General features: G+C 41.3%; 24 protein-coding genes and 1 pseudogene. 21 read left to right on the top strand and 4 right to left on the bottom strand.

Annotated elements, in window-relative coordinates; all coding sequences use genetic code 11:
- The first annotated feature begins 187 nt into the window (after positions 1-187).
- The 4 genes from APA_RS00115 to APA_RS00130 all read left to right on the top strand — a co-directional run bounded on the left by APA_RS00115 (position 188) and on the right by APA_RS00130 (position 5,616).
- Positions 188-3,673 carry a PAS domain S-box protein gene (locus APA_RS00115; RefSeq protein WP_201320294.1) on the top strand — a complete coding sequence of 1,162 codons (3,486 nt, stop codon included), beginning with the start codon at positions 188-190 and terminating at the stop codon, positions 3,671-3,673.
- Positions 3,674-3,810: 137 nt separating this feature from the next.
- Complete coding sequence (locus APA_RS00120; protein WP_201320295.1) at positions 3,811-4,242, top strand: hypothetical protein; 432 nt, start codon at positions 3,811-3,813, stop codon at positions 4,240-4,242.
- Between the two features lie 151 nt (positions 4,243-4,393).
- Positions 4,394-4,945 carry a rhodanese-like domain-containing protein gene (locus APA_RS00125; RefSeq protein ID WP_201320296.1) on the top strand — a complete coding sequence of 184 codons (552 nt, stop codon included), beginning with the start codon at positions 4,394-4,396 and terminating at the stop codon, positions 4,943-4,945.
- Positions 4,942-5,616 carry a DsbA family protein gene (locus APA_RS00130; RefSeq protein WP_201320297.1) on the top strand — a complete coding sequence of 225 codons (675 nt, stop codon included), beginning with the start codon at positions 4,942-4,944 and terminating at the stop codon, positions 5,614-5,616. The genes APA_RS00125 and APA_RS00130 overlap by 4 nt, the downstream gene beginning before the upstream one ends.
- Positions 5,617-5,643: 27 nt before the next feature.
- Here the strand turns inward: APA_RS00130 and APA_RS00135 are convergent, their stop codons facing one another.
- From APA_RS00135 to APA_RS00145, 3 genes are read right to left on the bottom strand one after another with little or no spacing between them, the layout of a single operon-like run.
- Positions 5,644-6,789 (bottom strand): substrate-binding domain-containing protein, encoded by a 1,146-nt coding sequence (locus tag APA_RS00135; protein ID WP_201320298.1) that lies wholly within the window; start codon positions 6,787-6,789, stop codon positions 5,644-5,646.
- 30 nt (positions 6,790-6,819) lie between these two features.
- On the bottom strand, positions 6,820-7,560 hold the full coding sequence (locus tag APA_RS00140; protein WP_236579334.1) for a hypothetical protein: 741 nt from the start codon (positions 7,558-7,560) through the stop codon (positions 6,820-6,822).
- The gene (locus APA_RS00145; RefSeq protein WP_201320299.1) at positions 7,560-9,311 is read right to left on the bottom strand and encodes a VWA domain-containing protein; all 1,752 of its coding nucleotides are present in this window, start codon (positions 9,309-9,311) and stop codon (positions 7,560-7,562) included. The genes APA_RS00140 and APA_RS00145 overlap by 1 nt, the downstream gene beginning before the upstream one ends.
- 280 nt (positions 9,312-9,591) lie before the next feature.
- On the opposite strand from APA_RS00145, the pseudogene APA_RS25625 reads away from it, so the two are divergent.
- From APA_RS25625 to APA_RS00210, 13 genes and pseudogenes are all read left to right on the top strand, one after another.
- Positions 9,592-9,924, top strand: a pseudogene (locus APA_RS25625) (DsbA family protein); the annotation flags it as partial.
- Between the two features lie 105 nt (positions 9,925-10,029).
- On the top strand, positions 10,030-10,272 hold the full coding sequence (locus APA_RS00155; RefSeq protein ID WP_201320300.1) for a thioredoxin family protein: 243 nt from the start codon (positions 10,030-10,032) through the stop codon (positions 10,270-10,272).
- A 12-nt stretch (positions 10,273-10,284) separates the two neighbouring features.
- Positions 10,285-11,283 carry a permease gene (locus APA_RS00160; protein WP_201320301.1) on the top strand — a complete coding sequence of 333 codons (999 nt, stop codon included), beginning with the start codon at positions 10,285-10,287 and terminating at the stop codon, positions 11,281-11,283.
- Between the two features lie 7 nt (positions 11,284-11,290).
- The gene (locus APA_RS00165; RefSeq protein WP_201320302.1) at positions 11,291-14,230 is read left to right on the top strand and encodes a cation-transporting P-type ATPase; all 2,940 of its coding nucleotides are present in this window, start codon (positions 11,291-11,293) and stop codon (positions 14,228-14,230) included.
- A gap of 255 nt (positions 14,231-14,485) precedes the next feature.
- Positions 14,486-14,737 carry a hypothetical protein gene (locus APA_RS00170; protein ID WP_201320303.1) on the top strand — a complete coding sequence of 84 codons (252 nt, stop codon included), beginning with the start codon at positions 14,486-14,488 and terminating at the stop codon, positions 14,735-14,737.
- Positions 14,738-14,845: 108 nt separating this feature from the next.
- Complete coding sequence (locus APA_RS00175) at positions 14,846-15,532, top strand: hypothetical protein (protein WP_201320304.1); 687 nt, start codon at positions 14,846-14,848, stop codon at positions 15,530-15,532.
- A 104-nt stretch (positions 15,533-15,636) separates the two neighbouring features.
- On the top strand, positions 15,637-16,158 hold the full coding sequence (locus APA_RS00180; protein ID WP_201320305.1) for a DUF3122 domain-containing protein: 522 nt from the start codon (positions 15,637-15,639) through the stop codon (positions 16,156-16,158).
- A 5-nt stretch (positions 16,159-16,163) separates the two neighbouring features.
- Complete coding sequence (locus APA_RS00185) at positions 16,164-16,595, top strand: hypothetical protein (protein ID WP_201320306.1); 432 nt, start codon at positions 16,164-16,166, stop codon at positions 16,593-16,595.
- Between the two features lie 11 nt (positions 16,596-16,606).
- On the top strand, positions 16,607-16,957 hold the full coding sequence (locus tag APA_RS00190) for a hypothetical protein (RefSeq protein WP_201320307.1): 351 nt from the start codon (positions 16,607-16,609) through the stop codon (positions 16,955-16,957).
- A gap of 58 nt (positions 16,958-17,015) precedes the next feature.
- On the top strand, positions 17,016-17,681 hold the full coding sequence (locus APA_RS00195) for a GIN domain-containing protein (protein ID WP_201320308.1): 666 nt from the start codon (positions 17,016-17,018) through the stop codon (positions 17,679-17,681).
- Between the two features lie 65 nt (positions 17,682-17,746).
- A complete protein-coding gene (locus APA_RS00200) occupies positions 17,747-18,619 on the top strand; it encodes a DUF6544 family protein (RefSeq protein WP_201320309.1) in 873 nt (290 codons plus the stop codon).
- Positions 18,620-18,707: 88 nt separating this feature from the next.
- On the top strand, positions 18,708-19,196 hold the full coding sequence (locus tag APA_RS00205) for a hypothetical protein (protein WP_201320310.1): 489 nt from the start codon (positions 18,708-18,710) through the stop codon (positions 19,194-19,196).
- Between the two features lie 25 nt (positions 19,197-19,221).
- Positions 19,222-19,806 carry a hypothetical protein gene (locus APA_RS00210; protein WP_201320311.1) on the top strand — a complete coding sequence of 195 codons (585 nt, stop codon included), beginning with the start codon at positions 19,222-19,224 and terminating at the stop codon, positions 19,804-19,806.
- Between the two features lie 220 nt (positions 19,807-20,026).
- On the opposite strand, the gene APA_RS00215 is transcribed toward APA_RS00210, so the two are convergent.
- Positions 20,027-20,992: a hypothetical protein gene (locus tag APA_RS00215; protein WP_307837144.1), complete on the bottom strand. Its 966-nt coding sequence runs from the start codon at positions 20,990-20,992 to the stop codon at positions 20,027-20,029.
- A gap of 99 nt (positions 20,993-21,091) precedes the next feature.
- Here APA_RS00215 and APA_RS00220 point away from each other — a divergent pair, with 99 nt between their 5' ends.
- From APA_RS00220 to APA_RS00235, 4 genes are all read left to right on the top strand, one after another.
- Positions 21,092-21,364, top strand: coding sequence for a hypothetical protein (locus tag APA_RS00220; protein WP_201320312.1), 273 nt, complete (start codon positions 21,092-21,094; stop codon positions 21,362-21,364).
- Between the two features lie 231 nt (positions 21,365-21,595).
- Positions 21,596-22,513 carry a diguanylate cyclase domain-containing protein gene (locus APA_RS00225; RefSeq protein ID WP_201320313.1) on the top strand — a complete coding sequence of 306 codons (918 nt, stop codon included), beginning with the start codon at positions 21,596-21,598 and terminating at the stop codon, positions 22,511-22,513.
- Positions 22,514-22,518: 5 nt separating this feature from the next.
- On the top strand, positions 22,519-23,199 hold the full coding sequence (locus tag APA_RS00230; protein WP_236579337.1) for a DUF1345 domain-containing protein: 681 nt from the start codon (positions 22,519-22,521) through the stop codon (positions 23,197-23,199).
- A 579-nt stretch (positions 23,200-23,778) separates the two neighbouring features.
- Complete coding sequence (locus APA_RS00235; RefSeq protein ID WP_201320314.1) at positions 23,779-23,958, top strand: hypothetical protein; 180 nt, start codon at positions 23,779-23,781, stop codon at positions 23,956-23,958.
- Positions 23,959-24,011 lie beyond the last annotated feature (53 nt).

The following is a 24,011-nucleotide window of genomic DNA, read 5'->3' on the forward strand; positions in this document are numbered from 1 at the left end:
CATATTAAGTATAGATCGATAAATAAGTAATGTAGTTAAGTAATAGAATTTAAACGTAGTTCAACAGCCAAAACTCTCTTTAATCGCATCCCAAACAACAAATCCCAATAAAAACCGAAAAAAAAATTGATTTGTTTGAGAACAATTTCCTAGCCCATGCGACCTAACTTATGAACATTATATGAATATGCGTATTTCTCAAATCGCAGGGCTGCTCATAATTTCCATCGGGGTAAGTGTAATTCTCGGTTGGCAATTTGACATATCCCCACTCAAAAGTGGATTTCCTTTCATACCCGCAACCATGAAGGCTAATACAGCGATTTGCTTCTTATTTGCGGGACTGTCTTTGATTTTGTTGCAGCGTCAACGATCAGCTCGATCGCATTATCGAGTTTCTCAAGGGCTGGCGTGTACGATTGTTGCGATCGGGCTGTTGACTCTGGGCGAGTATCTCTTTGCGTGGGAACTGCACATTGATCAATTAATCTTTCGAGATGTTGCGTCTTCAGTGACTCCTTACGCAGGACGCATGGGTATAAATACAGCCTTCAATTTCGTACTGATGGGTGTAGCATTGTTGCTGCTAGGTCGCAATTGTCAACGGAATACTTGGTGGGCGCAGATTTGTAGTAGTATTGCGGCTTTAATTTCTCTGTTAGCATTATTTGGACATATCTTCAATGTCGGCGTTCTGACAAGTCTTGGCGCACTGGCAACGACTCAAGCAGTAAACTCAATCCTCAGCTTTTTTATCCTCTATGTAGGGATTTTGTATCTTCGACCTAAGGAAGGATTAATGCAAACATTAACCAGTCCTCTAGTCGGCGGAGAGATTGCTCGCAGATTGTTGCCTTGGGCGATTATCATTCCAGTAATATTAGAATTATCTACTTTTCATGGGCAAAAATTAGGCTGGTATAACCGTGAATTTGGCTATGCATTGCGGGTAACTCTTTTAGTTTTTACTTTCTCAGTACTAATTTTGGGAACGGCTCGATTTCTCAATCAAGTAGATAGAAAACGCCAACAAGCCGAAAAAGAACTCAAAAAACTTAACGAGACCTTAGAAATTCTTGTGGCGGAACGGACAAAATCTTTGCGAACCAGTGAAGAGCAGTTTCGCCATGCTTTTGAAGATGCCTCGATCGGGATGGCGATCGTCGCACTTGACGGGTACTTTCTTAGGGTCAATCCTGCATTATGTCAGATTCTTGGCTACTCGCCAGAAGATTTATTAACGCTAACTTTTCAAGATATTACCTATCCTGACGATTTAGATGTGGATATGAGTTATGTCCATCAGCTATTAGCTGGAACGATTTCAACTTACCAAATGGAAAAACGCTATTTCCATAAGCAAGGACATATTGTTTGGGCTCTTCTAAATGGATCGCTAGTACAAGATGAACAGGGACATCCGCTACATTTTATTGCTCAAATCCAAGATATTACGGTGAGAAAAGAAGCTCAAAAGACGCTAGAACTTCAAAGTATCATCATGAATAACATGGCAGGGGGAGTCTGTTTAGTCAAAGCCGCAGATCTGACGATCGGTTACACCAATCCTAAATATGATGCGATGTTTGGCTACACCGAAGGCGAACTAGCGGGTCAATCCGTTGGCATCTTGAATTATGTCGATACACAGGTTACACCAGATGCAACTGTCATGGATATAGTCACTCAACTCGATCTCTATGGGGAAGCGAAATATGAGGTTCACAATCGAAAAAAAGATGGCACACTTTTTTGGTGTAGAGTCCATACATCTAGGTTCGATCATCCTGAATACGGAACAGTATATGTTGCTGTTCAGCAGGACGTAACCGAGCTGCAACTAGCTCAGAAATCCTTGCAAGCTAATAAAAATCGCCTTGATTTTCTTCTCAACTATAGCCCAGTCATCATTTTTAGTAGTAAACCTGATGGTGATTATGGCGCAACATTCATTAGTGAAAATATCAAGGACATATTGGGCTACGAAACCAGCGAATTTTTAGAAGATTCTAAATTTTGGGTGAATCACTTACACCCAGATGATACAGAACGAGTACTTAATGGCATAAAAAATCTATTCGTCGGTGATTTTTATTCCCATGAATATCGTCTTCTTCACTTTGATGGAGATTATCGTTGGATACTCGGTCAACTTAGACTAATTCGCGATCATGCAGGTAGACCAGCAGAAATTTTGGGGTATTTAATCGATATTAGCGACCGAAAACAAGTCGAGGTAGAGCTTCAACAAGCTAAAGCAACCGCTGTAGAGGCAAACAAAGCCAAGAGTATTTTCCTATCTAATATGAGCCACGAACTCCGCACTCCTCTCAATGCCATTTTGGGATTTACTGAATTGATGAGTTTCGATCCCTCTCTGAGTCCTGAGAACCAAGAAGATCTGGCGATCGTTAATCGTAGCGGTAAGCATTTATTAGAATTGATTAATGACATTTTAGATTTAACCCAAATTGAGAGCGGAAAGTCAATCCTTAATCCTTCTGACTTTGAACTAGAAAACTTGTTAAATTCTATTGAAGAACTGTTTCAAGTTAACGCCCAATCTAAAGGATTAAAATTAATTGTCGATTTAGATCCCAATCTTCCCAAATTTGTGAATACCGACGAGAGAAAACTGTATCAAGTCTTAGTCAATCTGCTCGGTAATGCGATTAAGTTTACCAAGGAAGGAATCATTACTTTAAGGGTTAGACAAGTGGGAATAGCTAATCTCGATCAATCTCAACTCTTTTTTGAGATTGAAGATACAGGCGTGGGAATTGCGCCAACAGAAATTGAGAGCATATTTAAGTCATTTGTGCAGGCTCAAGCTGGAAATAAATTGAATCAAGGTACTGGGCTAGGTTTAGCTATCAGTCAAAAGTTTGTCCAACTTATGGGTGGTCAGATTCGGGTTCAAAGCACTTTGCATCAGGGCAGCATTTTTTCCTTTGAGATTCGGGTCAAGCTACCTCAAGCAGTCTACCTTACCGCAGAACCTCTAAAACAAAGAGCGATCGGTTTAGCTCTTGGTCAATCAAAGTATCGCATCCTTATCGTTGAAGATGTAGAAGAAAATCGCCGCCTATTGGTCAAACTCCTTACCTCAGTTGGTTTTGAGGTGAACACAGCAACACAAGGACTCGAAGCTATCTCACTGTGGGAAAGCTGGTCGCCACATCTGATTTTGATGGATCTGCGGATGCCTGTCATGGATGGCTATATAGCAGCCAAGCGCATTAGAGAACATCCTAAAAGCAAAGAAACAGTCATTATTGCTCTAACTGCTAGCGTTTTAGAAGCAGAGCAAGAGAAAGTTCTCACGGCTGGCTTTGACGGCTTTATCGGCAAGCCATTTCAGGAAAGCGTTATCTTTAACGTTTTAACTCAACATTTAGGAGTGCAGTTTATCTACGAAGGCGTAGGACAATATCCCCAAAAACTATTTGTGGAAAGGCTCTCTCCAGAAGATCTAGCTGTGATGTCATCTCAGTGGTTAGAACAAATGTATCAAGCCGCTTACTATCTTGACACCGAAGTTATGAACGATTTAATCGCGCAAATTCCCGAATCGAAAGCAAGTTTATCCAAGGCTTTGAACGATTCCATCAATAACTTTAATTCTGACCAAATTATGGAGTTGATTCGACCTCTACTCCCAAATCCACTGTAGTTTAGAGGGAAATCATTTGTTGCCTCTTTTTTATGTTTTGGTATTAGTTAGAATTACCGAATATTAATTTTGGTTTGTTTTGATAAAGAGGAGATCAGCTAGAATATATTACAAAACTACACATTCGCAGGAATTTTATGGATACCATCGACTTAGAAAAGCTTTTTCAAAGAGGCTACTACGTTACACTAGGAGCAACTTCATCATTACTTGAAGTAATCCAAGACCCCTCTAAGCGCGAAGAAAATTTCAGAAGGTTGGGGCGCAGTTTTGATGAAATTACTCAAGAGCTTGCTGAAAAGGGTGTAACCACTGAAGCTGAGGCTCGTAGCTATGTTGATAATTTTATTGCGCAGCAAGTAAGTGGTACTGGTAATACTACTAACTCTGAATCGGCAGGCTTAACCACCGTAACCACAACTGCTAAGACCGTCGATGACAATGCACCTGAGAGTTCATCTGAGAAACCTGATAAATCAGTTAAAGCAAGTATGCGTGATGAGATTCAAGAACTTACGCAACAGCTAGCAAGTTTGCGATCGCAACTAGAGCAATTGCGCTCAAACTAGAAAAGAAGAAGCGTTTTAGCGCTTCTTCTTTTCTACAAATCAATCGTAGCGATCGCCTGTCACAGTTATGATTTTGATAATTACAGGATATTATATTACCATATAGTGATATAATCAAGAAAAGATCGCCAATCGTCATCTATAAAAATACATGATTAACTTATCCAATACCGCGCAATTAACCGAGATTGATGCCATATCGCTCAAACAGAAGCTCGATTTACAAGAGGTTATCTTGGTCGATGTCCGTGAGTCGGGCGAATATGCAACTGAACATATCGTGGGTTCTATTTCTAGACCTCTATCAACATTTGACCAAAATCCGATCGCTAACATTGAGGGCAAAACCCTAGTAATCTGTTGTCAATCGGGAATGCGTTCTAGTGGAGCCTCTCAGAAATTATTAGAGAATGGATACGATCGTGTGATACAGCTTAAAGGTGGTCTATTAAGCTGGAAAGCCGCAGGACTCACAGTACAAGGCAATCGCAATGCTCCCATCAGTCTATTTCGTCAAGTGCAAATTGTCGCTGGTTCCCTTGTTGCCCTAGGAACTGGATTGGGTATATTTGTATCCCCTTGGTTTTTACTAATGAGTGGGTTTGTTGGCTGTGGCTTGGTATTTGCTGGAGTTACTAATACCTGCGCTATGGGGATACTTTTGATGAAACTTCCTTACAATCAAAGAACTTTACAATCATGAAACCAATTCGTATTTTCTATTTCTCAGATGTTTTTTGTGTTTGGGCTTACATTGCTCAAATTCGGTTAGAAGAACTAAAAATAGCTTTTCCCGAAGATATTGTCATTGATTACCACTTCGTCTCTGTTTTTGGCAATACGCGTGAGAAGCTAGAGCATGGATGGCGCGATCGCGGCGGATTAACGGGTTATCAAAATCATGTCAAGGCAATCGCCAGTAAGTTTGAGCATATTTCTGTGCATTCTGATGTTTGGTCACGAGTTCCCGCTTCTTCAATATCAGCCCATTTATTTCTGAAGGCTGTTCAGATGTTAGAGATAAAAGGTTTAGTTTCAGAATCCGATAAGGTTTTAGAAAAAACCGCTTGGGCGTTTCGAGAATCATTTTTTACGAAGCTTGCCGATATTAGCGATCGCAAGGTACAGTTTGCGATCGCTGAAGAATTAGGGCTAGATATCACGCTAATTCAAAAGCAGATCGATAGTGGTGAGGCTTACGCTCTGCTATCCAAGGATTTTGACTTAATCAAAGAGCATCAGGTCTCGGTAAGCCCAACGTTGATTTTTAATGAAGGGCGGCAGAGACTGAACGGAAATGTGGGCTATCGAGTTATTGAAGCCAATATTCGGGAATTACTGAATAATCCGCCCAACGAACAATCTTGGTGTTAGGCGATCGCTGGTTTGCAAAACTTGCTGTTAGTTAGCGCGTTCCCACAGACGTTTGATTTCTGATAAAAGTTCAGTATTAGGCGAAGTGATCGCTTGGACATTGGGTTTGACTTCCACGCCAGGAATATTCTGATTCCAAGGACTATTGGGAGCGGCTTTTAAATCAATATTGCCACTGACAGGTCGAAATCCGTATTGCACAAATACCGATTGTTGTTCGGGTTGGACTAGGAAATCAATAAACTTACGCGCTGCTTCCGCTTGGTTATTATCAATATTGCGCTTGGCGATCGCTGCAGTGGAAACGGTTTCTACGGTAGGACTAAAGTAATAGATCTGATAGGGTTTACCTTGCGAAGTATTAGATTGTTGCCAGCGATAGAGAGCCACGCTCTCATAGACAATGCCCAAATCAGCGTCGTTAGGGCCTTTTGCAATAAATTCTTTAAGTAAGGTATCAGTCGATGCTGACGGTTGATATATTGATCGCTTTGCGAGACCAAATAGAGATGTGATATTGGCACTGTTGAGATTGGCGGCGGTTGGAGTTGTCCCTAGCTTAGACTGCGCCCACAATGCAAGCGTAAGCTGTCCGCTATTGGAGCGAGTGGGATCGGTGGTTACAAAATCAAAACTACCCCAACTAGGATTACCGCCAATCGCTTGCCAATTGCCGACCTGCATCGCCTGTTCAACCCGACTCCACTCAAAGTTGCCTTTAGGAAATAGAACATTCCCCCGTTCCGACCATGAGATGCCAACTAACATGGTTTTGGCGATCGCTTTGGGCTGTTCGTAGAATGCTTCACTGCCATTTTGTGACTGCCAACGGGTTTGGAGTTCCTTGAGGCTTTCAGCATTCGCGGGAATGAGAACTGTCGGTGTAAAGTCATTCTTATTATCAATATAGCGATTGACAATATCTTGAGAACCTTGAAATTTTAGTTCTAATTGAATATTGGGGTTGGCTTGTTTAAATTTTTCTTGCAATGCTTGTAGGGGTTCTTGTAACTCAGTTCCAGTCACTACCACGATCTTTTGGCTTAGCCACGGAATTGGCGCGATCGCTATAGCTATAGAAAAAGCGGTAATCCCTAACGAGACAAATAGATGCTTTTTTTTCTGTGCCGAACTAAAAGGAGCAAGCTTGGAACTAAAGGAATTTGTTGACATAATTGTTTTGAGTATTTTATTTTGAGTATTCTATTTTGCTAGTAATAATTCAGCATTTTCTTGGAAACAACTTAACTCGTCGGTCAGCGATCGCAGTTCCGCAGTTTGCTGTAAATCTGTAAGATTTACCACGCGCAATTTATTTTGTAATTCTTGTAATACGCCCGATGCATCGACAATTAAGGTGGCTAAACTTGCCACCTGAGCCTGACGCGCACTCTCGCCGCCACGCACCAGATCGATGTTGCGTTGCAAACCTGCGGCAAGGGTTTGCAATTGCGTCTCGGCAATACCCGAACTATTTCGCAGCTTTTGCTTGACTTGCATCAGTTGCTGTTCTAAATCTTGAATCGATAGCAAAGCATTGCCTCCCTTTAGTTTTTGCACCAGAAAATCAATTTTACTGGGGAATTCAGAAGCGCGATCGCAGGCGTACTGCACGGCGACCAGCAAATCCATCTGCTCAGCTTCGGTGAGTAATTTGCCTGACTCCGCCCTAAGTACCTGAGCCTGTTGGGTTAGCGTTATTGCTTGTTGCTTGACAGCAATAATTTCCAGTTCGAGTTCGGGATCGCCAATCCCTAAGGATTCAGGCTCATGGCGCTTGAGAAAGACCGCGCCAGAAGTGGAGATTGCCGCCGAAATCGGGAGCGCCACCGCGATCGGCAAACTGGCTAACCGCACGCTGAGTACTAAAAAAACACCGCCAATAGCAACTGCAAGCGGATAGTAGAGAGGATTTGCTAGTTTCATGCTTTGAGAATTATTCATTAAAATTCCACTTGGATGTCGGCTAAAAGACGGGCGATCGTCTCAGGTTCGCCTTTGGTATAGTAACCTGCATTTTGCTGAGCGATATCCTGCAAAGCCTTAGGATTAAACTCTTTCTCATCACCATAACCAATTGTAAAAACTGAAATTCGCTGCTCGGTTTCAAAGCCACTCTTTTTCAGTTCTCCGAGCAATTGGTCGATTTTGACAGTCGAACCAGAGTCTGCGCCATCAGTCAGAACGAGAACCGCATTAATGCTATCTTTTCTGAGATTCTGTTGCAGCCAATTCCGTCCCGCTAAGGTCGCATCATAGAGTTTTGTCTGTCCAGCCGCCTTTAGCGAAGCAACATATTGCAAACCCTTGGCTTTCCCTTCTGGGGTTCCTTCTATTAGGACTGGTGGATTAATTACAGTATTAAAATCCATCATCGCGATCGTATCTTTTGGAGTCAAGCTATTGACATAAGCTTGCAGCGTACTTTGCATAGCTGCAATTCTCGTCCCTTTCATCGATCCCGAAGTATCGATTACCACCATCACCAAAGATGGCTTTTTGGCTTGTTCTTGCCAACTTTTGATCATTGCTTCCACAACTTGCGGCTGCGGTGGACGATAAGAATCGTACTTAGCCTGCGGATCGACCCCAAAATCAGCAGTAAACTTCGCGCCTAACGCCACACCTGGAGTGCCAGGACGCAAGCCTAACTCCGTAAGAATTTGTTGGGCTTCATTAGATTGCAAATAAGTGACAACTTTCTGGGCGGCGGCTTTTTTGTTGGCATCCAGCCAAGGAGCATTGGGAACGATCGCCCGCATATTCGATGAGAAGGTTGATTTGGGATAGACCGCCTGATAGCGTGGTTGCCCTGCTTGCAGATTGGAGTTTGCGATAATTACCGAAGATTCATATACCGAACCGATCGCCGCCCAAAACTGCCCATTAGTAACCATAGCTTTAGCTAGGGCATTGGTGGAAATTCCGTAGCGAGTAACTTTGCTTTGAATCTGTTTGACTTGATTTTGATAAGCCTGCACGTCAGCAACAGTGAGCTGTTCGGGGCGTTTGCCAGAAACTTCGGCATATTGAGCGACTAAACTTTGCAGCCCTGAATTGGAACGAGTTGGCGCAGTATGCACGTAGGTAAAGGGAATCGCGCCTGCGGTTGGCGAAAGATCTTTAAGAACATTGGCGTTCACAAATGTCTTAAAAGGAGTATCCAACTTGCTCAAACCTTGAGCCACTTCTGGCGAGGTCATAAATACCATTGGACTGCTGGCAATTAGTGGCGAATCGGCGATCGCAGGGATGTAATTCTGCCCTGGGAAAATTTGATCGATTTGAAAAATTAACTGATTCTGATAAATCTCGCCATCCACGGAGATTATGCTAGGCAACTCAGGCGCACCTGCCGCTAACTTACCTGCTTTAAACATCTGTGACTGAGCCACCACATCAGCTACAACGTCACCACTGCCTTTATTCTCGCAGGAAATATAAAATTCTTGACCGTTATCTAATTTGGGTTTCTGTTGATTAAATTTAACGGCGGCTTGCTGACAGAAATCGCTGAGAGCACTCCCAAATAAAAGCTTAACTTGAATTCCCGTATTCGTACCTGTCGATTGATTGGTCAGCTTGTTGAATTCTTTGCAAGATGAAAACAATAATACAGAGGGAAGTAGAAATGCGGAAATGACTGCTCTTGTATTTAGCTTTACAAATAAAGTAGAAAGTATTGCTGTTTGCATATTTGGTTGGCTTGGAAGAATTGGATTCTGTGGCAAACTTGAGGGTATAAGCAGATAAATGTTGCGATTAACTCGAATATTAACTTTGGTGTTAATTTAGATATTAAAATTCAGCATTAAAATACTCTGATCTTAATCGACTTCATCAAGTTTGTAAATGTATCGCAGCATACTAATCTGCCTCCTACTCCCTTCCCACCCAATAATTAGCGGTGCGGCGCGAAGTGCCGCACCGCTAATTATTGGGTTTTACTGTCTATTTTTAAACTGAGAAGAAAGTAAATCAGAAAAACTATTTGATAAAGCCAATTGGAAGGTTCGCCTCGCCTTTTTTGTAGAAACTGCTGATGTTAGCGATCGCAAGGTGTATGAAATTGCCTAGGGATTAGGGCTAGATGTCACTCTAATTCAAGAGCAGATTGATAACGGTGTGGCTTATGCTTTGCTGTCTAAGGATTTTGACTTAATCAAAGAGTATCAGGTTTCTGTCAGTCCGACGATGATTTTTAATGAAGGAAGACAGCGACTAAATGGCAATGTCGGTTATCGAGTAATTGAGTCAAATATTCGGGAATTACTGAATAATCCACCCAACAAACAATCTTGGTGTTAGCCCGTTACGTTGTATATCGTATTCAATCAATTCATACACGAAATCAGACAACTACCAAGCATAGTAATACTTTAGAAATCTGAGTAAATAAAAAAGAAGCCTCTTATGGACACAATCAAAATTGAAATCATGGGTACAGGCTGCAAAAAATGCCAACAGTTAGAAGAAAATGCTAGAGAAGCCGTCGCAAATCTCAATTTAAGTGCAGAGGTTTCACATATCACCGATCCCATTGAAATTGCTAAAAAGGGGGTGATGTCTACTCCTGCAATGGCGATCAATGGCAGGGTTGTCAGTAAAGGTCAATTAATCAGTACAGAGCAAATTCAGCCACTATTACAACGTTAAAGGGACAAAGCTATGTTCGATCCCTTTTATCCCTTTGATTGGTTAGCCACTCAAATTGTTACAAAACTTTTGGGATTAGAAATCGCCTCACATTTAGGATCGAGTCTGCACTTTTTTCTTTACGATGTACCAAAAGTCTTAACATTGCTAATTGTGATTAGCTTTATTGTTGGCACATTGCAGAGCTTTTTAGAACCAGAGCGAGTGCGTTCATTATTAGAAGGAAAGCGCACCTTTGCAGGAAATGTCTTGGCGGCAATGGTGGGAATTGTCACTCCATTTTGTTCCTGCTCGGCAGTTCCCTTGTTTATTGGATTTTTAGAGGCAGGTGTTCCTTTAGGTGTGACCTTTTCTTATCTAATAGCTGCGCCAATGGTGAATGAAGTCGCGGTGATTTTGCTATGGGGATTATTTGGAATTAAAGTAACGCTAATTTACATCGGTTTTGGTGTGAGCTTAGCGATTGCTTCTGGATACATCATCGGACTACTAAAATTAGAAAAATGGGTAGAACCATTTGTTTGGGAACTACAAAAATCTCGTCAAGAATTGCCTTTAGAAAATGAAGATAACCTAGAACCTGTGGCAATTACATGGAATCAAAGGTTTGAGCAAGGTAAATATCAATCCTGCGAAATTGTGCGATCAGTATGGCTGTATGTTGTGGTTGGTATTGCGATCGGTGCTGGAATTCATGGTTATGTGCCCACCGATTTCATTATTAAATATGCAGGTGCAAATAATCCTTTAGCAGTTCCGATCGCCGTAATTTTGGGTGTACCACTTTATGCCAACATTGCGGGGGTAATGCCTATTACTGAAGCCTTAGTTAATAAAGGAATGCCTATGGGTACAGTTTTAGCCTTCACGATGGCTGTAACTGCTCTATCTCTCCCTGAAATGGTAATTCTCAAAAAAGTGCTGCGTCCTCAACTATTAGCCGTATTTGTTGGACTAATGACAGTTGGCATAATTAGTATTGGTTACATCTTCAACGCGATTTTACTGTAAAAAAAAGATGCCACAATCACACCAACCACTATGGGCTTTGACCTTTGAAGAGGTTTATGAATCTTTAGGTACTACTGCCAAAGGATTATCACAAAATGAAGCTCAACAGAGATTAGAGAAGTTTGGCGCAAATGAATTGCCAGAACCTGTGCAGCGCCCGTTGTGGCTAAGATTTGCCGATCAATTGACGCATTTTATGGCTCTGTTGCTTTGGGTAGCAGGGATTCTTGCGTTTATTTCCCGTACCCCTGAACTGGGGTGGGCAGTCTGGGCAGTAATCTGGATTAATGCCATCTTTAGCTTTTGGCAAGAGTTTCAAGCAGAGAAAGCTCTGTCAGCTTTAAAGAAAGTTTTGCCGATGCAGGTGAAAGTGTATCGAGATGGAGAATTAAAGCAAATTCCTGCGAGAGAATTGGTGCGCGGCGATGTCATGCAATTGGAAGAAGGCGATCGCATTTCCGCAGATGCAAGGTTGATATCAGCAGAAAGTTTATATCTTGATGTCTCCGTGATGACAGGGGAATCTTTACCTGTAGCCCGCAGTCCTTACCCTGTGCGCCTGCGTGAAGCGGTTTCAGTACGTGGCGGTAAAACTATGCTGCGTCAAGGCGAACAACCGATGCAAGAAAAGGTGAATCCATCGGAAATCGCTAATCTTGTCTTAGCAGGTTCGACCGTAGCCGCAGGTCGGGCTGTCGCGGTGGTCTATGCGACGGGTTCTGAAACTGAGTTTGGACAGGTGGCACATTTAACTACGGTGGTAAAGCGCGAACCCAGTACGTTAGAAATCCAAGTAGCGCGGATTGTGCGGCTAATTACAGCGATCGCCCTCGGTATGGGAGCAACAGTATTTGCACTCAGCTACTTGCTGATTGGAATGAATGTGACCGAGAGCTTTATTTTTGCGATCGGGATTATTGTGGCGAATGTCCCTGAAGGTTTATTGCCGACTGTAACCCTAGCTCTAGCCCTCGGCGTAAAGAGGATGGCGCGACGTAATGCCCTTGTGAGACGGCTATCGGCAGTGGAAACTCTGAGCGCGACTACCGTAATTTGCACTGACAAGACTGGCACATTAACTAAAAATGAAATGACCGTGCGCTATCTCTGGCTACCTACCGCGCCAACGCAATCTGACAATCCAAATCCCAAGCCTAATGGCGCTAATGATGTCCTAACAAACAGGCTAATTGAAGTTACAGGTGCTGGTTACGATCCTAGTAGCGGCAAGGTAAATATTCCTCACGATTCGGAAACTGCTTGGAAAGCCAAAGTTTTACTAATTGGTTCGGCGCTTTGTTCTAATGCTAAATTAGTGCATCTTAATTCTCCAAGTCGTTGGCAAGAAATTGGCGATCCCACCGAGGCGGCGCTCCTAGTGGCGGCAGGAAAAGCAGAATTGAATTTAGAAGATCTTCAAAAGCAATATCCACGCTTACGCGAACTTCCCTTTGACTCACGCCGATTAATGATGACAGTGGTTTTGAATTGGCAAGATTCAGAACTATGGTCAAGTCCATCCCCTAATCTTGCTTTCACTAAAGGCGCACCATTAGAAGTTCTCAAACATTGCCATTGGATTTTACTCGATGGCAAATCTCAAGAGTTAACCCATGACTATTGGGATGAAGTTGTCAAAGCCAATGATGACTTGGCAAGGCAAGGGTTTCGAGTGTTAGGGCTGGCGGCGCGGCAAGGCGGACAGGAACTTCTCGATCTCAAGGCTCAGGATTTAGAACAGGATCTGATCTTCATCGGATTAGTTGCCATGTTCGATCCACCGCGTGAGGAAGTACCCAAGGCGATCGCCCAATGTCATCAAGCTGGCATCAAAGTCACAATGGTTACAGGAGACTATGGACTAACTGCGGAAGCGATCGCCCGTCAGATCGGATTAGTCAGCGACAAGGTGCGGGTGGTCACGGGTGAAGGTATGGAACATCTCTCGGACGCACAATTAAAGCAAGTGGTGAAATATCGCTTTGGTTTAGTATTTGCAAGGATGTCGCCTGAGCATAAATTGCGATTGGTGCAAGCGTACAAAGATGTTGGTGAAATTGTGGCGGTGACAGGGGATGGTGTAAATGATGCCCCCGCCTTACGGGCTGCGAATATCGGTATTGCAATGGGACAGAACGGTACGGATGTCGCACGGGAAGCGGCGGATATCGTGCTGACCGATGATAACTTTGCCACGATTGTGGTAGCGATCGAGCAGGGTCGCACAATTTATCAAAATATTCGTAAGTTCATGACCTATATCCTTGCCTCAAATACCCCAGAAATTGTGCCGTTTTTAGGAATGGTTGCTTTCAAGATTCCGCCTGCGCTAACGATTATGCAAATTCTGGCGGTGGATTTGGGAACTGATATGGTTCCCGCGCTAGCATTAGGAGCGGAAACTCCCGAAGCAGGGATTATGGATCGTCCACCCCGTCCTAAGCAGGAATTTCTGCTCAATGTCCCCGTACTAATTCGCGCCTATCTATTTCTAGGTGTAATTGAGTCAGTTCTATCAATGTTGGGATTCTTTATCGTTTGGTGGAGCTATGGTTACTCGTTAGCAGATTTGCAACAAGTGACACCGATGATTCTCAATCATACTGCCGATCCCACGGTGACGGGCATCTATCGCCAAGCAACAACCATGACTCTAGCCGCGATCGTCGCTTGTCAAGTCGGCAATTTATTCGCCTGTCGTTCATCTTGGGGTTCCATATTCCGTCAGTCCTTATCAAATAACAGTTTGATCTGGTTAGGAATCACTGTGGAATGGGTGGCTCTCTTCGCCTTCATCGATTTCCCTCCCTTCAGACAAGTATTTGGAACTGCCTCATTAGCCAATTGGCATTGGTTGTTTTTGCTAGCGTGTCCGCCGATCTTGATTGGTTTAGAAGAGCTTCGCAAGCTACTACTTCGTAATCGGAGACGAGGCAATGCTAAATAAATTTTTTACTTGATTTGCGTACCATTCTATCCAAATGTTGCGGCAGTACTTCCCATTGGAGATGCTTTAGTAAATAAGATAATACCTTTGGGAACGGTGCTATCCTTCGCGATGGTAGTAGCATCTCTATCTTTGCCACACATGATGTAAAAAACATTGAAAATCAATAAGGTTTCAATCACGTTATATATCGTATTCAAACAACTCAATCAAATCATTCTCGAAATCAAGCGATCGCTTGCTAGAGTCAAATAGATGCAATTGAGTATATTGGCTCACATCGAGTTAAAGAATCTGTGGAAAGCGTGGTGCGGGTCAAGAAACAGTAGCGTTTGTCCAAATAGTGAGATTTATCATGCCGAGGAGTATTTTAATCTCCTGACTTCACCCCACAAAGAATTGATTTGGTTTGAACATTCAGGTCAGAGTCCTTGGGTGAATGAGTCAGCCAAATTCATTGATGTGATGGTAAATGAGGTTCTGATGCATATTCCAGCCACGCAATGAGGTGTCTGGTGAGCCAACAGATAATCAATGCGGAAGCGATCTAACCGACAACCCATTAGGAGATTAAAAATGGAGATTAAAAATGGAGATTAAAAATGGAGATTAAAAATGAACGCGACACTCAACTCACCCATAACTCGACAAACAGCGATCTCATTGGGCTTTTGGTCGGCAATATTTGCAAGTGTGTTTACGATTTTATTTGTCTTGATTGCTGTCGGGACGAGCCTCATGTTCCCAATGAAAGCATGGAATGGAATACAAACTTATGCCGAGAATTTTAACTTGTTCGATATGGCAAGCTTTATCCCCGCCTTCTTTCTTGCCCCGACTATGGTCATCTTGATAGCTTGTATCAACGCGATCGCACCTGAATCGAAGAAGATTTTTAGCCAAATCGGTTTAGCATTTGCGATCGTCTATGCCGCTATTATCCCGACCAATTACTACCTCCAGATATTTGTAGTGCGCCTGAACCTGCAAAGCGGCACATTGGGAGGATTAAGCATCCTCGCTCAGCCCAACTTACATTCCATATTTTTTGCCTTAGAGACTCTTGGTTATGGGTTTCTAAGTTTGGCAACCATATTTATCAGTTTGGTTTTTACTAGTGGAAAATTAGAGATTTGGATACGATCGCTATTTATCGTAAGTGGGGCGGTGGGAATCTTTGGCGTATTAGTTGCTCCATTTAACCAGCCATATCTCATATTTGCAGGATTGGGACTGTGGTCTCTCGCCTTTCCGATCTCCACAATTTTGCTAAGTATTTTCTTCCGTAAATATCTAAAATAAAGCATCTCAGGTTGCATTTTGTATCGTTTTCAATCAATTCAATCAACTCATTCAGGAAGTCAAGCGATCGCCTGTCACAGTTAAAGCTTTGCATGGAGAGATCTATGATATTCAGAAATATAATTCAAAGAATATTGCTGGGATTAGCTATATGTTTCTGTCTCTTGATTGGTATTGATCAAAGCCAAAGTCTAGCCGCCATTCGACAACTAGAGGAAGCACCTGAACAGATAGTCTATCAATCTCGGCAAAACCTTAAAGATCAGCATGGAAATAATTGGCAAGCGATCGCCTTTAAACGCATCAGAAATGATGGGGAAACAAGCATTTTTCTGCGCTTGGTGGGATTTCCTAACGTAGCTGAGATAGATCGCAGTCAACCGCTTACACTGACTGATTCACTCGGAAAAATCCTCACAGCTAGCGACTCTTCCAATGATATTTTTACTGATTCATTCGAGCCTCAGCCTAATGTCGGACAGTATAATCTCCAGCCCCTTTTATCGCAGTTGCAAGCCGAAATACCGTTAAAATTATCACTGCCGATTATTGGGGATGAAGCTATTAGCTTATCTGTGCCACCCTCTTTTGTCGAAGAATGGCAAACAGTTGGTAACTATAGATAAATCAAATGGAAAGTAGAAATAAATCAATATTGTCGATGATTAAAAACTACTACTATCTAATAGTGGGGATTCTCTCAGTTCTTTTCTCTTTCACACATGCATGGAATGGACAAACTACTGTTTTGCCTATAGTTAATGTAAGCAATATTGATCTGGCTACAAAAACGACGATTTTTTATGTTTGGCATATTCTTACGGCTGAAAATTTTATTTTTGGTGTCTCATTTCTTGTGATGGCATTTTACAAAGATTTATCAAAAGTAAAATTTACGGCTTGGTTCATCGCAGTCATAATCATTGCTCGCTGGGGAGTCATTTTTGGGAGCACATTATCTAAAAATATAAACAGTCTCACAGATACTTTGTCCGATCTAATTGCAATAATTATTTATGTCGGATTAATAATATTAGGTACAAGAATAAAAGACAAAATTTAAGATTGAAAATCATGGTGTTTGGAACGTTGATTCAGACTAAATTAGCGTTGATTAAAATCATTCACACTGCAATCTGGATATTCTTTAACTTTGTAATTTTCTATATGCTTTATGCCGCGATCGCAAATAAGCTCGATATCTGGCTCTGGATTAGTTATGGCTTTGTATTTCTAGAAGGGCTAATCTTACTCGCATTTAAATCCCACTGCCCATTAAATCTGATGGCACGAAAGTACACAAGTTCAACAAATGTCAATTTCGATATTTATCTGCCAGATTGGCTAGCCAAGTACACGAAATTAATCTACACAACTATTTTTGTGATTGTTATCACCATCACCTTCTATCAACTTCTAAATTGAGAAACATGACACTTATAGAAACACATCAATTCATTATGGTTACTAATCGAGAAATTCAATGAAAAACAAGTTGATTTACCGTTTGACTTTATTTTTAGTATCTTTAATTGTATTTACAGGCTGCTCTTTTAGCTTGTTTGGAATTAGAGGAGATGGGGTCTTCAAAACTGAGTCTAGAGAAGTAACTACGTTCTCGTCTATTTCCTTTGAATCCGTAGGCAAGCTTAAGGTGATACAGAATGGAAAAGAGTCTCTTACGATCGTTGCCGAGGAAAATATCCTGCCAATGCTAGAGAGTCGCGTGTCTGACAAAACTCTGTATATTAACAATCAGAACAAGTCAAGCATCGATCCGACTAAGCCTATTGAGTTTGTTGTAGAGGTTAAGAATCTAGAGAGATTGTCCGCAAAAGCGGTTGGTAGCATCGAAGTCAATGGGATTCAAGGTAAAAGTTTGGCGGTTTCGCTTGATGGCGTGGGCAATGTAACGATCGCAGGAAATGTTGATGTATTAGATCTCGAACTTTCTGGAGTAGGAAGCTTTAATGGTGTGGATTTAAAAACAAAAGAGGCTAGAGTTCGCAATAAAGGAGTAGGCAGCGTTGTAGTAAATGCGAGTGAACAGTTAGATGCATCTGCATCAGGAATAGGGTCGATAGAATATATCGGTTCTCCCCAAGTCAAAGAATCTGTTAAAGGAATGGGAGTGATTAAGAAAAAATGATATCAATCACATGGAAATTTGTAGTCCTCATACTAGCTGGATTTAGCATAAGCTTAGGTCTGTTTATGAGCTATTCGTTGAAATTACCACCAATAGTCATTGGTCTCGTCTTGATCGTCGCTTTGTTGGCGATCGTTGCGATGTACGGTAGCGATCGCTGGCAGTCTGAGACTGATAAATTACGAGTCAAAATGACAAATGGACAGCAACCGATTCAGCCCAAAACCTACGATCCAAAAGAGATTACAGGTCTACCAGAGCCTGTACAGCGATTTTTTAAAGCTGTTCTTCAGGCTGGACAAGCGATCGTAGCAAAGGTTGAACTCTCTCAGCATGGACAGTTTCATATGAATGAAACAGAAGATAAATGGCATAAGTTTACTGCTACGCAACTTGTGATTACACAAAGACTAGGCTTTGACTGGGATGCAAAAATTCAGATGATTCCATTCATAAAGGTATTTGTCCATGATACATATCTGCTAGGAGAAGGAACTCTGCAAGCTTCAGTACTTGGTCTTTTCACGGTTGCCAAAATGCACAATACTCCTGAATTAAACCAAGGCGAATTATTGCGTTTCTTTGCGGAAGCAGTTTGGTATCCGACATCGTTGCTGCCTAGTCAGGGTGTGGTCTGGGAAGCGATCGATCAGCATTCTAGCCGAGCCACTTTGACCGATGGCAAAACAACTGCCTCGGTCGTGTTTCAGTTTGATGCTGAAGGGTTAATTACCAGTATGCGAGCTGAATCCCGTTGTTATAGTGTAGTTGGTGACAAATTGATGTTTATGCCTTGGGTAGGTAATTTCAGGGAATATTCTGTTCGTAATGGAATGCGGATTCCCTTAGAAGGTGAAGTGGGCTGGGAGCATCCAGAAGGGCTTCGACTCTATTTTAAGGGGGAAATCACCAAGATTAGCTATGAATTTGCAGCGTAGGTATTGATCTAGAGTGTGGGAGGGGCAGCGCTTCGCGCTGCCCCTCCCACACAGCATAGTTTAGAAGATTCTAATTAGGTTACATTTTATGAAAAAAACACCTTTTTTCAAGCATCGTTTATTTCTATTAGGAGTATCTTTATCGCTATATATAATGGGACTAATTTTCCCAGCACTTGCCTTTGAGATCGTCAATTACAAAACATCACATTCAGGTGTCATGATTGATATGAGAGGGATTGAAGTTACCGCTTGGGGTGTACTCGGATTGTTATTTCTGCAAATACCCGCGATCGGCTGGTTAGCAAATCCACTCTATTGGCTTTCCTGCGTATTTTTTGTAAAGAAGAAATATCAGTTTGCTATAGCTGCTGCCCTTACCGCAACTATCCTCGGATTTATAGGAACAATATCTGCATATTGGTTTGCTTTACCTAATGGAAGTAGCCCTGATAGTCAAATTCTATTAACTAAGTTGTTACTTGGTTTTTGGTTATGGCTTGCTGCTCCTACATTCCTGATGCTTGTTAATTTTGTCTATTTGCAATATAAGAGTCACCCCAATGCACATGAATAAAGGAAGAAGAAGCATAAAATTAAATTTGTACAAACTACCAATTTTGTTAGTAGCGATTATTTCTTCTTTGCTTATTTTTAAAGATAAGGCGATCGCACAAGAAGCCGATGTGCCGAAACCTAATGGTAACGGAGACTTTAATAGCATATTTTTACAAGGAAATCGTGGTTATTATGCTGTTAAAAAATGGCTAGTTATTCAGTTTGTAGAATCAGAAATGAATGGTGGCGTTGTAAATTGTCGATACACCCCGAATGGAGAGATAAGGTCGCGCATTCCTAGAGGGGCTATTCTTACGGCTGTTTTTAATCAAACTGCAAATGGTCGCGTACCCAATCCGCATACCTCAGCCGATGATGCCATTGTTTTAGATAATAATGGCTCACCTTGGTTGCGGGTAATCGGCACAAGAGAGGAGTTAGCTTATCCCGTCCGACCTCTAACTTTCGATGATTTAGGAGAATGCTATGTGAGAGCCAATTTAAAATATATTGCTCCAATTAATCCCGATGCGATCAATTATTACGATCAAAAAATATCTCGTTCTTACTGTATTAGTAAGCCTTTGTATTGCTTATCTATCATCTCTCGATGGCTATCACTAAGATAGTTTTTTTCAGGATAGGAACAATATCCGCATACCGTCTTGCCTTACCCATCTAATGATTGTTGATTTTGTCTATTTACGATACAGGAGTCTCCACAATGCACATTAAGAACAAACAGAATTTTTCAAGTTGATTGATAAAATATTTGGCGATCGCGAAGATAAAGTTGAAGTTAAAAGTATGTTTGCGAAGTTTTACGGGGTAAAAATGAGCGGAAAAGCTCTAAGTTCCTTGAGGCTGAATCACCAACACGCGGACTTTAGAATTAGTTGTGGCAATATCTAAATCTGTTGGATCGTTTTGATTTTGTTCTAAGTCAAGTCTTAATCCCAGAAAATTCAGGGATTGGCAAATAAGTTCGCGGATGATCTCTGTATTCTCACTTAATTCAGCTGTAAATACCAAACCATCCATACCACCTAAACTCATCAACATGGAACCAAGGCACGATCGCAAACGCTGAATGTAAATATCCAAGGCTTGTTTTGCTCTAGAATTATCCGTTTCAATCTCAGATGCTACCGATCGCGGGTCTTCTGACGCTTGAGCAACATCCATTAAATTCGATTCTTTAACCACTTCTCGCTTTGAAGAATCATCTTTGTTGTTATCTTGCCGCATCATTTCACTCAAAACACTTGGGTCAATTGAGCCAGAGCTATAATCAATCATCAAACCTTCTAAAGGCGTGAATCCTTTAGCCGTATCAATGATCTGACCATTGTGGATTGCGGCAAGAGAACAACCACCGTCTAAATTGCAAGTAATCAGACGCAGTTCGTTGAGATTGCGCTCTAAGATTTGGGCAGCTCGTTCAGCGCAATACTGGTGAACGCTTTCATTAAGTCCAAAATGTCGTTGATCAACATCTACAGGAACGATAGGAAGTGAAGGGACTGTAGCAAGATTAGAACTCTTAGAAGCTACCGTAAGTTCATCAGCAGTAGTATCTTTAGGTTCTGCTGGTGGATTGGAAGCAATCTCTCGCCAATCTAAATCTAATTTTGCACAAATTTCAAAAAAGGTAAACCGCTCAACTGCTTTCCCTGCAAAAAAACGATAAATCGGTTGACGTGTTTTTATACCGACTTCAATGGCAAGATACTCTTGAGTCCAACCTTTACTATTAAACTGCTGCTTGGCTTGTTTAATTCCTGCTGGTGATGCATGTAGGGATCGCTTAGAGATAGTAGTAAGTTCCTATTTATAACTCGTTTTCATATTATATTATCTCTAATTAATGCTTTAGTGATTCAATATATATATTTTTTTAACAAAATCAAACACTTGGAAAACACATTGCTCGATAAAATATTCCGCGATCGCGAAGGCAAAGTCGTTCTCGCTCAGATGCCCAACTTACCTCTCATAGTTTGGATTGTGGCTAGTTTATTGCGTCTAGTTTTTACAACAGGCAAAGTTAATATTGGATTAGAAGCGATCGCTTTTGGCTCTCTGTTTACTTGGGCTTGGGAAGAATTATTTCAAGGAGTTAATTACTTTCGGAGAGCATTAGGGCTTTTGGTGCTTATTGGTCTGATTGTGTCAAAAATTCAGTAGCTTGGCGAGACTAGCGATCTCGACACGAAAAAAAAGAAATGATTAGCTGTGCTTTGCATAGCCGATTGTTTTTACTGTAAATATTTGTTATGTTTTCATGCAACTTATACAATTTATACGGAACTAAACCACGATTTTAAACAACAGAATAACTACGATAGTAGTTGTAAATGAGACTTAGTAGGAATCTCAGAAGATCTACTTTAATTTTATTAGCATAGGAAAATCAATATGGATAAAGAGATTAAAGCTAGTTCAGATGCATTAGATAATTCAATAAGTGCCAAAGCAGTTCCTCTTAAAAATGTACTCGATCAAAGCGAAGAAATCAAAGCAAATGTAGAGGAGGCTGCTGGGCAAATTGGTTCGGTGAATGCAGTCCTTACAAATGATGCTAAGGTCATGCCCCCATTTCCGACTATCGATGAGGTGATCGCTCAGAACGAAGAAGCCGAGAAAAAGGTAGTAAAAGCTGCGGAAGATCTGCAACAGGTTAATGCCGAACTCACCAAGCAAGTGGCTGAGAGAATCAACATCGAATCTGAACTGCGGGAAACAAAAAATGACCTACTTGAGGTACGTGCAGATTTATCAAAATCCCAAGAAAAAGAGAAAGGTGCAATACATATTGCACTTCACGATCCACTAACGGGACTTCCAAATCGTTTGTTACTAGAACAGCGTCTCGAGCATGGATTGACTCAATCAAGACGGTATGATAGAAAGCTTGCCCTCATGTTTATTGACTTAGATAAATTTAAGAACATTAATGATTCCTATGGTCATGCCATTGGGGATAGAGTCCTAATTACTGTGGCAAAACGTTTACAAGCTTTTATTAGGGGAGAAGATATCGTTAGTCGATGGGGAGGAGATGAGTTTGTGTGCGTTTTATTAAATATCAATCTTGAATCCGATGTGATTAGTCTTGCTGAAAAGATGGTTAATCGGATTTCTGAGACTTGTGAGTTTGACGGAATTGTTCTTTCAATAAGTGCCACTATTGGAATTGCCATATGTCCTAGAGATGGAGAAACGGCTGAAATTCTTTTTAAACAGGTTGACAGAGCTATGTATAAATCTAAAGGCACAGATCAGCGAGTAATGCTGTTTAACGCATCTATTTTAGATAGTCCTGACGATGGATAAATACTTTGGATAGTATAGTCAAAGATAAACTTTCTCACAGATGGAGAGTGCGATCGCGCTTAATTTTATCCATCCTTGTTGCTTTAATCGTGTTAGTTTTACTTCCATCTTGGTTTAGCCTGTCCACAAAGATTCTCTGTGTATGGGATGCGGGGATGATCAGTTTTTTAGCCGCAACTTGGGCGTTAATGGTGCAAGCAAAGCCAAAAACAATGCGCCGTAATGCTCAAAGCCAAGATGAAGGACGATTAGTAATCTTGAGCATAGTTACCACTGCTTCATGTGCCAGCATATTTGCGATCGCATTTATCTTAAAAGAAACAAAAGGAAAAGATATAAGTATCTTAATTCCCCATCTAATTCTTGCCGTGGTCACAATTATTGGCTCATGGTTACTCGTTCACACGATTTTTGCAATGCACTATGCTCATGAATATTATCAGGATCACCAAACTCAAAGTGAATGTAAAGCAGGAGGACTAGCTTTCCCTGAGGATATTGAGCCAGATTATTGGGATTTTTTATATTTCTCTTTTGTGATCGGTATGACTAGTCAAGTTTCAGATGTCCAGATTACTTCGCGATCGCTGAGGCGTTTATCTTTATTGCATAGTGTGCTCTCTTTTTTCTTCAATACTGCAATTGTGGCAATGAGTATTAATATTATTGCTGGACTAACTCAGTAACTATAGCCAATCAAGTCAAGATATAAAAACCAAAAGAGAGTTACGGTGCTTTGCACCGTAACTCTCTTTTGGTTTTTGGCTTTGCCCTAATAGCGCCAGCTATAGCTATATAGTTAATTGTAAAGACTTGTATGATTCTAGTACAATCCATTCAATTTATACGATGGTTAAACACTATCTAAAACCGTAAGATGTCAAGATAAATATACAGCGTTGAAGTGCAGGTTTCTTTCCCAGCAGAAGGTAAGAAAACAAACTGAAGTACCTCGCTTACTTGAAAAGAGCAATAGAGGCTCAGCGTAATTACAGGGAGGCATTATGAATACACCAGTTGACAGCTTTACTAAACTACTTCTTGATAATTTAGAAGTGATTGAAGATTCTGCAAAATATTTATATCTTTAAAAGGATAGTATTCAGTCTGCAACGAAAAATCATCAATAAGTACCTTGGCGCAATTAAAACCCAGATTCAAAACTTATGCTGCCGCACAGCAGGAGGTATGGGTTCAAGATTTTATATTTAATTGTGCTTACCTACTTACTTTACACTTTGTAGCAAGTTATGAGGATTAAATAAATGAGTGACTTAACTTTTGAAAAACAATTTTCCCATGCCATGTTTTGCCAACAGGTTGAAAATATTGACATAGATACCGCTAAAAAATTGTTAGCCGATTTACATCTGCTCTACTTAGGACAGCAAGCGATGTTTACAATGCTTGTTAAGCAAGATGGTTTCATGGAGCGCGTTAGCTAGATTGCTTTAGGGACTTACACAAAATAATAAAAACCAAAAATGTTGCGGCGGGC

The organism is Pseudanabaena sp. lw0831 (genome assembly GCF_016584665.1).
In the GTDB taxonomy this organism is placed as follows: Bacteria; Cyanobacteriota; Cyanobacteriia; order Pseudanabaenales; family Pseudanabaenaceae; genus Pseudanabaena.